This is a genomic window from Streptomyces sp. NPDC060049, assembly GCF_042736715.1.
GTDB lineage: Bacteria > Actinomycetota > Actinomycetes > Streptomycetales > Streptomycetaceae > Streptomyces.
Genome location: NZ_JBHWVV010000005.1, coordinates 454,512 through 466,982, shown reverse-complemented (window position 1 = coordinate 466,982; position 12,471 = coordinate 454,512). Strand labels below are relative to the sequence as shown.

15 protein-coding genes are annotated in these 12,471 nt (G+C 72.0%); 13 read left to right on the top strand and 2 right to left on the bottom strand.

Annotated elements, in window-relative coordinates:
* Positions 1-86 precede the first annotated feature (86 nt).
* The 3 genes from ACFWBY_RS12310 (at position 87) to ACFWBY_RS12300 (ending at position 2,470) form a co-directional block, all read left to right on the top strand.
* Positions 87-533, top strand: a complete 447-nt coding sequence (locus ACFWBY_RS12310; protein WP_385342085.1) for a MarR family winged helix-turn-helix transcriptional regulator — start codon at positions 87-89, stop codon at positions 531-533.
* A gap of 450 nt (positions 534-983) precedes the next feature.
* Entirely contained in the window at positions 984-1,457 is a 474-nt protein-coding gene (locus ACFWBY_RS12305; protein WP_385334894.1) for a lamin tail domain-containing protein, read from the top strand.
* 356 nt (positions 1,458-1,813) lie between these two features.
* Entirely contained in the window at positions 1,814-2,470 is a 657-nt protein-coding gene (locus tag ACFWBY_RS12300) for a DUF5701 family protein (protein ID WP_385334892.1), read from the top strand.
* Positions 2,471-2,679: 209 nt separating this feature from the next.
* On the opposite strand, the gene ACFWBY_RS12295 is transcribed toward ACFWBY_RS12300, so the two are convergent.
* Together ACFWBY_RS12295 and ACFWBY_RS12290 are read right to left on the bottom strand one after the other, a co-directional pair.
* A complete protein-coding gene (locus tag ACFWBY_RS12295; RefSeq protein ID WP_385334890.1) occupies positions 2,680-3,396 on the bottom strand; it encodes a DUF4232 domain-containing protein in 717 nt (238 codons plus the stop codon).
* 129 nt (positions 3,397-3,525) lie between these two features.
* Entirely contained in the window at positions 3,526-4,539 is a 1,014-nt protein-coding gene (locus tag ACFWBY_RS12290) for an alcohol dehydrogenase catalytic domain-containing protein (RefSeq protein ID WP_385334888.1), read from the bottom strand.
* Positions 4,540-4,565: 26 nt separating this feature from the next.
* On the opposite strand from ACFWBY_RS12290, the gene ACFWBY_RS12285 reads away from it, so the two are divergent.
* The 10 genes from ACFWBY_RS12285 to ACFWBY_RS12240 all read left to right on the top strand — a co-directional run bounded on the left by ACFWBY_RS12285 (position 4,566) and on the right by ACFWBY_RS12240 (position 12,463).
* Positions 4,566-5,153 carry a DUF2975 domain-containing protein gene (locus ACFWBY_RS12285; protein ID WP_385334886.1) on the top strand — a complete coding sequence of 196 codons (588 nt, stop codon included), beginning with the start codon at positions 4,566-4,568 and terminating at the stop codon, positions 5,151-5,153.
* On the top strand, positions 5,153-5,386 hold the full coding sequence (locus ACFWBY_RS12280) for a helix-turn-helix domain-containing protein (RefSeq protein ID WP_385334884.1): 234 nt from the start codon (positions 5,153-5,155) through the stop codon (positions 5,384-5,386). Before ACFWBY_RS12285 ends, ACFWBY_RS12280 begins: the two co-directional genes overlap by 1 nt.
* A gap of 204 nt (positions 5,387-5,590) precedes the next feature.
* Positions 5,591-6,406, top strand: a complete 816-nt coding sequence (locus ACFWBY_RS12275; RefSeq protein ID WP_385334882.1) for a CAP domain-containing protein — start codon at positions 5,591-5,593, stop codon at positions 6,404-6,406.
* A gap of 177 nt (positions 6,407-6,583) precedes the next feature.
* Complete coding sequence (locus ACFWBY_RS12270) at positions 6,584-7,147, top strand: hypothetical protein (RefSeq protein ID WP_385334880.1); 564 nt, start codon at positions 6,584-6,586, stop codon at positions 7,145-7,147.
* 378 nt (positions 7,148-7,525) lie between these two features.
* Positions 7,526-8,284, top strand: coding sequence for a thioredoxin family protein (locus ACFWBY_RS12265; protein ID WP_385334878.1), 759 nt, complete (start codon positions 7,526-7,528; stop codon positions 8,282-8,284).
* Complete coding sequence (locus ACFWBY_RS12260; protein WP_385334876.1) at positions 8,281-8,901, top strand: TlpA disulfide reductase family protein; 621 nt, start codon at positions 8,281-8,283, stop codon at positions 8,899-8,901. The genes ACFWBY_RS12265 and ACFWBY_RS12260 overlap by 4 nt, the downstream gene beginning before the upstream one ends.
* On the top strand, positions 8,898-9,698 hold the full coding sequence (locus tag ACFWBY_RS12255; protein WP_385334874.1) for a cytochrome c biogenesis CcdA family protein: 801 nt from the start codon (positions 8,898-8,900) through the stop codon (positions 9,696-9,698). The genes ACFWBY_RS12260 and ACFWBY_RS12255 overlap by 4 nt, the downstream gene beginning before the upstream one ends.
* Positions 9,699-9,744: 46 nt before the next feature.
* Complete coding sequence (locus tag ACFWBY_RS12250; protein ID WP_385334872.1) at positions 9,745-10,305, top strand: hypothetical protein; 561 nt, start codon at positions 9,745-9,747, stop codon at positions 10,303-10,305.
* Positions 10,306-10,331: 26 nt separating this feature from the next.
* Entirely contained in the window at positions 10,332-11,063 is a 732-nt protein-coding gene (locus tag ACFWBY_RS12245; protein ID WP_385334870.1) for a response regulator transcription factor, read from the top strand.
* The gene (locus ACFWBY_RS12240; RefSeq protein ID WP_385334868.1) at positions 11,060-12,463 is read left to right on the top strand and encodes an ATP-binding protein; all 1,404 of its coding nucleotides are present in this window, start codon (positions 11,060-11,062) and stop codon (positions 12,461-12,463) included. The genes ACFWBY_RS12245 and ACFWBY_RS12240 overlap by 4 nt, the downstream gene beginning before the upstream one ends.
* The last annotated feature ends 8 nt before the right edge of the window (positions 12,464-12,471 follow it).

Sequence of the window (12,471 nt, the reverse complement as noted above, 5' to 3'; positions counted from 1 at the left end):
GGCGCGGAAGGACGTCCGGGACACGGGGTCTCCAATGCCTCGCTAGGCGATAATCTCGCTCAGCGAGAGACTAGTCGGAGGTAACTGTGGACGACAACCTTGAACTCGTACACCTGCTGCGCACCGTGACCGTCGAATTCGGGTTGCGCCAGGCGGAGTTCGCCGCCGCCCATGGCATGCACCCCACCGATGTGAGGGCCCTGATCTGCCTGCTGGACGCGGCCCGCGCCGGCGAACCGGCCACGGCCGGGCTCCTCGGCGTCAGGCTCGGCCTGAACTCCGCCGGAACCACGGCCGCGATCGACCGGCTCGAACGCCTCGGTCATGTGGAGCGGGTCCGCGACGCCCACGACCGCCGCCGCGTCCTACTGCGGGTGCGTCCCGGGGCGATCCGCCTCGGTAGGGAGTTCTTCGGCCCGGCGATCGACACCCTGGCCTCGACTCTTGGTGCTCTCACCCCGGCCGAACACGACACCATCCGCCACTTCCTGACCACCGCCCACAAGGCGTTCACGCCGCAGGACACCCTCTAGCCCTCTAGACGGGCCTGCTTGTAGCGGTTACGTCGTCGGCTACGGAGCCCGTAACGCCGCGTGAGACGTCGTGGGGTACGTCAGATCCCGTTGCCCCTAGGTGTTCGAAACAAGGGCAGGAGCGGCTGTTACGGAGCCTTGAACCCGTTCGGCGCAGGGGCTGTGGGTGGCAGAGGAGTTGGGCGCCCGCGAAGAAGAGTGCTGCGGTCCATGAGCCTTATGGGTATGCGGCGGAACTGACGTGTCCGAGGGTCAATGCGACCTTGACGCATGCCCTCTACAAGGGAGAGTTACCGAGATGTCCAGGTTGGGCAACACGGAGCGATTTCGTTGCTTTCGGGTGTGGTTCGGGTCCAGAGTGTGGCTCCTCGGCAGGACGCCGGGAACTGTTCGAAGTCCGCCCGGCTTGCACGAGGCCGGGCCGGACCGCCTGTTGAAGGAGCCTTCCGTATGTCTGCTTCTCTCGCCACCCGCCGCACCCTCGCCGGCCTCCTGGCCGTCGGAGCCCTGATCGGCGCCGCGGCGGTGCCGGCCGCCGCCGACGACCACCGGCGCGACCACCGCGGCACGCACTCCTCCATCGTCATCGGTGACGTCGAGAACGCCGGCCGCGGGCGCGACAACCGCGCCCTGAACAGCGAATGGGTCGAGGTGAAGAACACCGGCCGCCACAGCGTGGACCTGCGCGGCTTCACCCTCACCGACAAGCAGGGCAACCGCTACCGCTTCAACGGCTTCCGCCTCGAGGGACGCTCCAGCGTCAAGGTCCACACCGGCAAGGGCCGCGACACCCGCCGTGACGTCTACCAGGACCGCCGCCACCAGATCTGGGACGAGCGCGACACCGCCACCCTCCGCGACAACCGCGGCAACATCCTCGACACCGAGTCCTGGGGCCGCCGCGGCCGCCACCACGGCCACTGACCCCCACTAGGCAGCCACACCCACAAGGAATGTGACCCTGCCACCCACCACCCCACCGAACGGCGTGCCACGGCAAACCAGCCGCGGCACGCCACACCCATGTAGACCGGCACTCCGACTCCCCGCATGACTCCGAATAGGGCGCCCACGTCGCGAGCGCGGGGCGAGCGCCCGGCAGTCTCACGGACTCGGATTTTTGACCAGCCGTGAGTCGGATGTGCACAAGGGCGGGTGCCGGCCGTTAGCCCGTCGCGGGGACTCGGTCTGCCGTGGGCGTCGCGGTGCCGGGAACATTCCGGCAGGCCGCCTCGTTGGCCCGAGGTCTACTGGCCCAAAACCGCGAAACGAGGAGTACCTTGCCCGAGACTTCGTCGACCGCCACCGTGCCCCCTCTGCCACCGCTTGCCACCCAGGCAGATCACCTGATCCGGCTTGGGGTGCACGAGATCGCTGGGATACCCGCCGATGAGCTGCGCGCCTTCGCCGAGGACGCCGGCCGCCAAGACGGCGACGCACTGCTTGCCGTCCACCCGGACCGCGCACCCGCCTCCGCCCTCGCACCGCTGCTCCGCCACGACGGCAAGTCCGGCTTCGTCGTCACCGACATGCCTGATGTCGACCGCTTCGCGCCCTGCACCGTTGAGGTGCCCGATGTCCCGCTCTACCTCGTTACCGGCCTCGACCGCGGCGACCGGATGGCCAACTGGAGCCCCGACGAGGCATTGCCCGCCCTCACTAAGGAAGACCGCACCCCGTTGCTGCTCACCGAAGGTATCCACTGGGTGCTGCAGCAGCCGGCGGTCCTCGAGCGCAACCGCTGTTTCATGACCATCGGCTCTCGGCTGCGCAAGCCCAACGGTGCCCTGGACGCCCGCACCCCGGCGATCTGGATCAGCAACGGCACGGGGCGGGACGGCCGCGAGCGGCGCAACGCCCCGAAAGTGGGCTGGTGCTGGTGGGGTAACCGCCACACCTGGCTGGGCTTCGCCTCGGCCACGGGCCGCGGGCGCTAGCACTGCAACGGCGGCGGTGGGCGAGGCGGCGTATCAGGCGTTCGGAGTTCGGCGGTCGGCGGTCGGCGTTCGGACAGGTCGGTGTTCGGACAGGTCGGCGGACACTGTGGCGGGCGATCACCCAGTGCCGCCGGCCTTTACGGTGCCACGGGCGGACCTCCAACCGTCACGGCAGAGACCGTTGCGGGTACGAGGGCCTGTCTTGTGCCCTAAGACGGCTTGACGGAGGACCAGGCGGTGACGGTCACCCGGTCGTCGCAGAAGGCGAACACCCCGTCGTCCATGGCGATCTGGTGCTTCCCGGCGCCGAGTACGCCAATGACCAGCGTCGGGTAGGTGGCCGGGGTCGCGCCGGACTCGCAGTAGCCGTCCGCCTCGCCCTGGACCTGGACGAACGTGAGCTTCGTCCACGCGCGGGCGCCCGGGGCCAGCAGCACGTTGGCCGCGGCGGGGCCGGCGTGGGTGGTGGCCAGCGGATGATTCTTCTCCGGTGAGCCGTTGCCCGCCGCCGCGACCGTCGGATGCCCGTACACCTTGCAGGAGGACGCGGAGGTGTTGGTGACGGAGACGACGGCGGCTCCGGTTCCTGTGCCCGGCGGACGGACGTCGGCCTGGTGCGCCTCGGAGACCTTGATGTCGTCGACCGCGCAGGGCTTCTTCGTCACGCCGCCGGTGCCGCCGGAGGAGGAGCCGCCCGTGGACGACGCGCCGCCCGTGGAGCCTCCGCTCCCGCCGCCGCTGGTCGTTCCGCCCTTGTCGCCGCCGGTGGGCGTCGGCTCGGTCGGCCGCGAGGCCGCAGGCGGCGTCGACGGGTCGGCCGCCCCGCCGTCGTAGCTGGTCGGCGTACAGCCTGTCATCAGAGCCGCGGCCGCCAGTGCCGTCGCCAGAGCCGCCGCGGTCCGGCCGATGCCTGCTGTGCACTGCATTGGTGCTCCTCGAGGTTCACGACCGGTCCCACACCGGCACACGCGTGCCGGAACACGGCTTCCTGGCCCGAGCAGGTTCCCGCCGTACGCCGCTGTGGTGGTTCCGTGACGCGCCCATGACGAACGGGATCACCCAGGCGCCGTACGCCGGGCACACCCCCACGGCGCAGACAGGGCGCTACGGTGCGCGGCCTCGTGGGGCAGCCGCGACGTCCTGAGCACCGTCTCTTGGCACGCCCACTGCCCCGCCGGCCGGTCCAGCGCGGTGCGCGGATCGGGGCGCGCACGGCGTCCAGGGCTCCTCGAAGTACGGCTTGGCGGCCTCCGGGTACTCCTGGGCCCAGGTCTGTAACCCAGTGTTCCGCAGGCTTGGACGTTCTCCCGCGTCTTGTGCTCTACAGGGTGAAAACTGTTGGAACGGCGAGTCCGGGAGGGCTGGCTGATGGGGCAGGCGGCGACCTTGTGGGCGTACCTCGCTTTCGCGGCCATGGGGCTGGCTGCTGCGGTAGTCGGGGGGCTGGTGTTCGGAATCCGGGAACTGGCGCGCACTGTGCCGCCGGTCGAGGCGCTGAAGCTGATGACACGTGGGGGTGCGACGACTGCGACCGTCTTGCCGGGGCCGGCCTCGGCGGCGACGGCGCCGTACCAGCCGGTGCCGAGGGCGTCCGAGGCGGCCAGTAGCGACGGGAGCAGCTCGGGGGCCGGCTGCTCCGGCGTGGCCACCAGGGTGCCGTCCGCGTGGGGGATGCGGGCCTTCTCGGCTCGGGTGCCGACCGTCTGTGCGACGAATTCCCTGTGCACGCAGTCGGACTGGGAGCCCGAGCGGCAGATCTCGCAGGTGTTGTCGGAGATGACGAAGGATCCGACGATGAAGTCGCCCACCTCGACGTTCTTCACGTCGGAGCCGATTTCCTCGACCCGCCCATGTACTCGTGACCCATGGCCGTGTGGTCGGCGGGCTCGATCCCTCGGTAGGGCCACAGGTCCGACCCGCAGATACAAGTCGCTGTCAGCCGGACGATCGCGTCGGTGGGCTCGACGATCTTCGGGTTCTCCCGCTCCTCCACCCGGACGTCGCCGGCCGAGGCAACCGCGGGGCCATGGACTTGTCGAATATCGATATGCTCCTCTAGTCTCCGACATATCGATAATCGATGGGAAGGCATGTGGTGACGACGCGACTCACGAAGACCCTGGCCTCTTTGACCCTCGTACTGGCGGTGCTCTGCGGGCTCGCCTTCATCGGCACGGGGATCACGCACATGTTCGACGACGGGGCGGTCTGCGTGCAGACGGACTTCTGGCGCAACGCCTCACTGGCGCCGGACAGCCTGCCGATCGGCGCGGGCGTGGAAGCGTCCAGCAGCGCCACGCGCCTCTGCCAGGACGGTCCCTCCGTGGGCCAGCGCGCTGCCGACCTCGGGGGCGAACTGCCCTGGCTGCTGTTCGGTTCCCTCGCCCTGCTGCTCTTCTCCCGACTGCTCAAGGCCGTACTGTTCCAGGGGCCGTTCACCGACGCGGTGTCGCGACGGCTCTCCGTTCTCGGCTGGTTCGTCGCCGTGGGCACGCCGCTGGCCGGTCTCGTCGTCGGCTGGTCGCAGTCCTGGCTCGTGGGGAGCATGGCGCCCGTCGTCGGCTCTGGGCCGACGGTCTCCGGGCCGCAGGTGCTCGTGTTCGCCGGCCTCGCCGGGGTGATCATGGGGCACATCATGCGCGAAGGCGTGCGCATGCGAGAGGACCTCGAAGGGACCATCTGATGCCCGCAGAGGAGCTCCACACGATCCGGATCCACCTCGACCGGCTCCTCGCCGAGCGCGGCATGACGCTCACCGAACTGTCCGCGCAGGTAGGCATCACGGTCGTCAACCTGTCCGTGCTCAAGAACGGGCGGGCCAAGGCCATCCGCTTCTCGACCCTGTCGAGGATCTGCGATGTCCTCCAGTGCCAGCCGGGAGACCTGATCACCCACGATCCCGCCAACCCGGCCTAGTGCCGTGCCGGGCGCCGCGACCCGGTGGACCTTCCCGGTCACAGCACCAGGCACGGGCCGCCGCGACCGCGGCTCGATCCTGTGCCGACCCTGCGGGCTTCCTTAAGGGACTCTGAAGAACGCCTCCGGGCAGTCGTTTTCGCTGGTCACGACCCTAGGCTCGGGGGAGCGTCCTTCCCCTTCTCGCTGAGAGGTGCCACAGGCATGAGCCGCAGCCGAACTCCCGGAACCCCGCCCCGCGTCGAGGCGCGCCGGAAGAAGACGGTGCGCACGCGCATCGTGCTGTCCCTCACCGCGGCGGCCGCGGTGGTGGCGGTCGGGGTCGCGGTGGCCGACTCCGACGACGGCGTGCGCGCGAGCGAACCGAGGTCCGGCGCGGCGGGCTCCGGTGGCGAGGAGGCGACGGCGTCTACGTCTCCCCCCGCCCCCACGCTCTCCGCCGACGCAGCGTCCGCGACCGGGGTGATGCCGTCCGCGACGCCCGCCGCCGACGCCACGGCGTCCGCCGCGCCCGCGAAGCCGGCGGCGGAGAGCCGCCCGGCCGCACCGGCTTCGACCCAGGCACCCAGGCCCGCCCGTACGCCCGCCGCGACCGCCGGCGGCGGTTCCGGTGGTTCGGGCGGCTCCTCCGGTGAGACCGGGGCGGAGTCCGCGGTCCTCGCCCTGGTCAACAAGGAGCGGGCCGCGGCCGGGTGCGGCCCGCTGACCGCGAACGCCAAGCTGAGCGCCGCGGCACGCGCGTACAGCGACACCATGGCCCGCAGCGGCGTCATGTCCCACACCGGACCCGACGGGTCCACCATGACCACCCGCGTGGAAGCCGCCGGGTACGGCTGGTCCCGCCTGGGCGAGAACATAGCCCGCGGTCAGGCGGACGCCGCCGCGGTCATGAACGCGTGGATGAACAGCCCCGGCCACAAGGCCAACATCCTCAACTGCGGGTTCCGGGAGATCGGCATAGGCTTCCACAAGGGCGACGGCGGCCCCTGGTGGACGCAGGACTTCGGAACGCCGAAGTAGGGAGACACCCCCCGCCCCGCCCAGCGCCCCCCAGCGCGGCACACGTCCTCCGGCCCGTATGCGGGCCAGGAGGACGTCGGCGTTCGCCCACGGATCCGGGCCCAGGTGCCAGGCCGGCCGTGTCCGTTACGGGGGAGGCGGTGACGGGCCGCCCCGCGCGTCGGCCACTATGGGGCCGTGCCCCGAATTCCGCGCTACCTGCTCATATGGCTGTCGTGCACGGCCACCAGCGTGACCGCCGTGCTCGTCACCGTCCAGTTCGTGGTGGGCTCGACCAGGCATACGCCTCCCGTCGCACGGTCCGCCCCCATGGTCTTCGACACGCCGCCGGCCTGGCAGGCGGCGCAGGGCCAGTCACCGAGCCCGCAGTCCCCGAGCGCCACCCCCGACGGCTCGCCCTCGGCGACCGGGCGACCGTCGCCCCCGGCTTCTACGCCCACCCCCGTGAAGGCCCCGACCGGAACCCCCCGGGCCACAGCACCCAAACCACCCGTCGACTGCGACGAGGGCGGACCGGGCCTGCACACCGTCCCCTCGCAGGGCGGCAAGGTCACCGTGCGCTACGGCAGCCGCGGCGTGTGCCTGATCTCCGCGGTACCCAGCCGCGGATACAAGGCCAGCACCTCACAGACCGCGGACGACACCCTGACCGTCACGTTCACCACCGCGGACCACCGCTCGGTCATCACGGCGACGATCACCCCCGCGGCGAAGGCCAGCGTCCGCGAGACGTCCTTCTGACGACCCGGCCGCCCGCCGCGACCGTCCCGGCCGACTGCTCAACCCCTGATCCCTAGTGCTGTGACGCGGGTAGTCCACCGGGTCGTCAAGCCTTCCCGGCCGCAGCACCAGTGCGGGTTTCGCTCCTCCCCCCGCACGCGCTCGTCGCCCGAGGTCCGGTGAAGCGGAAGGTGAGCTGTTCCTTAGGGGAACCTCAAGATCTCCTCCGCACGGTTCCGGCGGCCCCCAGCGGTCCTATGCTCACGTCAGCCGAGCGGCCTTCGGCGCCCGGGCACGACTGCCCCGGCGTCCCATCGAGCCGTCGCGCCATCGGCTTCACCGATCCGGAAGGCGCTTCGCCTTCCCGTACTCCGAACCGTGCCTTGGGGTGTCTTCGCCATGACTTCTCGCATACACCGCTCCGCCCGTGCCGCCCGACTCGCGGCGCGCCCCCGCCCCGTCACGCCCCTGGGCGTACGGCTGCCCCTGGTGGCCGCGGCCGTCGTCGCCGCCGGGCTGACCGCCGCGTGCGGCCCGTCCTCCCAGCCCGCGGGCGCCGCCTCGCCGTCCGCGGCGGAGCAGTCGACGGGGGCCCTGGCGGCCGGGGCGGAGTCCGCGTCCGCGGAGGCGTCCCCGACCGCTTCGGCCACGCCCTCGGCGTCCGCCGGCACCCCGGCCGCTGCCTCGCCGACCCCCTCGCGCGCCCAGACCGCCAAGCCCGCCCCCAAGCCCTCCCGTACGTCCGCCGCGCCCGCCCCGGCCCGGATACCCGGGCCCGGCTACGACAGTTCGGCCGACGCGCAGAAGCAGATCGACGCGGCGCTGCGCGCGGCCAACGCCGACGGGCGGATGGTGCTGCTCGACTTCGGCGCCAACTGGTGCGGCAACTGCAAGGCGGCCGACAAGGTGTTCGCCCAGCCGCAGACGGCGTCGATCCTCGGAGCCTCGTACCACCTGGTCAAGGTGGACATCGGCGGCGACAGCTCCGCCAACTCCGCGCTCCTGCGCAAGTACAGCCCGTCGGGCGGCACTTACAAGATGCCCGTCCTGGTCGTCGTCTCGCCGTCGGGCACCGTGCGCACCGACACCCACGCCACCGGCAATCCAGCCCTGACCTCGGACGGCATCAACACCTTCCTCCGCCAGTGGGCGTCATGAGACGACCCGTTCCGCGATCCACCGCCCTGGCCGGAGCCGGCCTCGCGGTGGCGGTCGCCGGCTGTCTCTACGCCGCCGCGGGCTCCGCCTCGGACGACGGCGGACGCGGGGCGCCGCCCGGCCCGGCGGGTGCCGCCGTCCGGGCGGGGTCCGCGGCCACGGTCATGGACTCCGGCTCCCGGCCGGCCGCGCCTGCGCTGGCGGGCGCGGACCTGGACGGAGCGCCGGTCAGCCTGAGCGGGTTCCGGGGCCAGGTCGTCGTCCTCAACGTCTGGGGATCGTGGTGCGGGCCCTGCCGGGCGGAGGCGGACGACCTCGAGAGGCTCAGCGGGCAGACCCGGGCCCAGGGCGTCCGGTTCCTCGGGATCAACACCCGTGACCGGGACCGCGCGGCGGCGCAGTCCTTCGTCCGCGCGCACGGCCTGGGATTCCCCAGCCTCCACGACCCCACCGGGGAGCTCCTGCTCCGCTTCCCTCCCGCGCTCCTCAACCCGCAGACCATCCCCTCGACCCTGGTGATCGACCGCCGCGGCCGGATCGCCGTCAGCATCGGGGGCGCCGTCACCGACGAGGAGCTGGCCCCCCTGCTCACGCGGGTGGCGGAGGAAGACTCATGACGACGTTCACCGGCGTGACGCTCGCCGGCGTGACGTTCGCCGCCGCGGACGCCGCGCCCTCCCTCCTCCACGGAACGCTGGCCGTCGCCGCCCCCGTGGCGTTCTGCGCGGGCCTCGTCTCCTTCCTCTCGCCGTGCGTACTGCCGCTCGTGCCGGGCTACCTCAGCTACGTGACCAGCCTGTCGGTCTCCGACCTGGCGGACGCCCGTGGCGGGCAGCGCAGCCGCATGGCGGTCGGCGCGGTGCTGTTCGTCCTGGGCTTCACGGCCGTCCTCGTCTCCGGAGGCGCCCTGTTCGGCTACTTCGGCCGCACCCTGCTGGCCCACCAGACGGTGGTCACGCAGGTGCTCGGCGTCTTCACCGTGCTGATGGGGCTGTCCTTCATGGGCTTCCTGCCGGGCTTCACACAGCGGGAGTTCCGCAGCCACCGGCGGCCCGTGCTCGGGCCGGCGGGCGCCCCCTTGCTGGGGGCGGTGTTCGCGGTCGGGTGGACCCCGTGCATCGGCCCGACGCTGGCCGCCGTACAGGCGCTCGCCTGGAGCGAGGCGAGCGCGGCCCGTGGGGCCCTGCTGATGGCGTCCTACTGCCTCGGGCTGGGCCTGCCGTTCGTCCTCGCCGCCCTGGCCTTCCGCCGGGCGCTGGGCGCCTTCGGCCTGGTCAAACGCCACTACCAGTGGGTCCTGCGGATCGGCGGCGGGATGCTCGTCCTCGTCGGCGTCCTGCTGGCCACCGGCGTGTGGAACGACATGGTGTACCGGCTCCAGTTGTGGAGCGCGGACTTCACCACAACCGTCTAGTGCTGTGACCCGAGTTCTCCTCATTTCCCCTGATGCAGAGGCACAGATGAACGTTTCCGAGCATGTGAGGCACTCCCGCAAGACCCGCCTCGCGGCCGCCCTCCTTTCCCTGGCCGCGCTCGCGGCATGCGGCGAGCCGCCCGCCAAGACCGGTTCCGCGCCCACGACGAGCTTCACCGAGAACGGGGTCACCGTCACCCTGTCGGTCTCCGACTGGCATCCGCCGCGGGGCACCCTGACCGCGGTCTTCACCCCCGAGGAGAAGGGGTTCCACCTCTACAGCACCGATCTGCCGCCCAGCGGAATCGAGGGCGTCGGCCGGCCGACCGCCATGGACGTCACCGGGGTCCTGCGGGCGGACGGGAAGCTGACGGCCGCCGCGGACGTACGGACGATCAGCGTGCCGGGCGTCGACGCCCCGGTGCCCGTCTACCCGGACGGCCCCGTCACCACCACCCTGCCCGTCCGCGTGGACGGCAACGGGGACGCGACGGTTCTCCTCGGGTACGCGAGCTGCAGCTCGGAGGAAGGCTGCACCATCCCGGTCTCCGACCGCCCCGTCCACCTGCGCCTCACCGACAAGGGTCCGGCCTTCGGCAACCACTAGAACGAGCGTTCACCTAAGGTGTGCCCATGCCCAGCGTCCTGGTCGTGGAAGACGACCCCAGCATCCGCCAGTCACTGATCGAAGTCCTGGCGGAGCACGGGTACGCCGTACGCAGCGTGGGCGACGGATTCGGCGCCCTGCGCGAGGTCACGCAGACGCCCGTCGACGCGGTCGTCCTCGACCTGGGGCTGCCCGATCTGGACGGGGGAGACGCACTGCGCATGATCCGGGGCATTTCCTCCGTTCCCGTCCTGGTGGCCACCGCCCGCGACGACGAAACGGAAATCATCAAGCTCCTCAACGCGGGCGCCGACGACTACCTGGTCAAGCCCTTCTCCGGGGGACAGCTCATCGCACGCCTCTCCGCCGTCCTGAGGCGCACCAGCCACCTTCCGCCCGCCCGAGCCGCGCACGCCGGCGAGGGGCCGCGGAGGGCAGGAGCGGCCGAACCGTTGCGCCCCACCACCGTGGGCGAGCTCGCGGTGGACCCCGGCGCGCGCACCGCGTACCTGTCCGGCCGCGAGCTCCGGCTCACCCGCCGCGAGTTCGACCTCCTGGCGTTCCTCGCCCACCACACCGGCCAGGTCGTCTCCAAACGGCGGCTGCTGACCGAGGTCTGGCGCGAGCCGTACGTGGACGACCAGACCGTCGACGTGCACCTGTCGTCCCTGCGCCGCAAGCTCGGCGAACGCGCGGCGGCCCCGCGCTACCTGCTGACCGTCCGCGGTGTCGGCATCAAGCTGGTGGCGCCGCGATGAGACGCTCCCTGGCCGGAGTGGCGCTCGCCGTCACCTCCATGGTCGCCCTCTCGTTCCTCATACCGCTGGCCGCGCTGGTGATGTCGCTGGTCAAGGACCAGAGCGTCACCGCCGCCGAGCAGCGGGCCGCCGCACTGGCCCCCGTACTGACTCTGACCACGGATCCGTCCGCCCTGCGGGAATCCGCCGCCAGCCTGGACGCGGCCGAGTACGTGGTCGTCCACCTGCCGGACGCCCCCGCCCTCGGCAGCTCCCGGGCCCCCGCGGCGCTGCTCGAACGGGCCGAGCAGGGCCGCGAGTCCATCTCGCAGGAGATCCCCGGCGGCTGGATATGCCTGCAGCCGGTGGTACTGCCCGGCGACCGGGTCGCCGTCATCGAGAACTTCGTCCCCGAACAGGAGCTGACCCGCGGGGTCAAAGCCTCCTGGGCGGTCATGCTCCTCCTCGCCGTGGGACTGGTCGGCGGTTCCGTACTGGTCGCCGACCGCCTCGGAGGGAAGGTCGTCAGGTCCTCCAGGAGGCTCGCCCACGCCTCCCAGGCCCTGGGTCGGGGCAATCTGGACGCCCGCGTGGACCCCATGGGGCCCAGGGAACTGCGCGAAGCGGGCATCGCCTTCAACACCATGGCCCACCGGATGACCGAGCTGCTCGCCGTCGAACGCGAACTGGTCGCCGACCTGTCCCACCGGCTGCGTACGCCACTGACCGCCCTGCACCTGGCTTCGGAACGCATGGCCGGCTCACCGGAGTCGGCCAGGGTCGAGGCCGCCGTGTGCGCTCTGGAAACGGAACTCCAGGCCATCATCACCGCGGCCCGCACCCCGCTCGCCGTGAGCCCGATGGGCCAGGGCATGCTCGGCCCGGAGGCGGGCGCGGGCCACCACGCCACGAGTGCCGGACCGGCCGGACCCCGCTGCGAGGCGGCGGACGTCGTGCGCCGCCGGACCGCCTTCTGGGCGGTCCTGGCGGAGCAGCAGAATCGCCCCTGCTCCCTCGACCTCACGCAGGAGCCCGCCGCCGTCGGCCTGTCCGACGACGACGTCGCCGCCGTGGTGGACGCCCTCATCGGCAACGTCTTCCGGCACACCCCGCCCGGCACCCCGTTCGGCGTCCGCGTCGCCCGCACCGCCCAGGCCGTGGAGCTGGTCGTGGAGGACGCCGGTCCCGGCATCCCCGAACCGGACCGGGCCCTTTCCCGGGGGAGCAGCACCGGCTCCTCGGGGCTCGGCCTCGACATCGCCCGCAGGGCCGGGTCCGTCACCGGCGGCTCGGTGCGCGTCGCCCGCGGGCCCCGTGGCGGCGCGCAGATCACCGTGGTGTTCGGACTCGCCGCGCCCTCGCCGTCCCGGCGTGGGCCGCGTGCCTCCCGACGTCGTACGGGATGGCCGCGCGCCCGGTGACCGCCCCG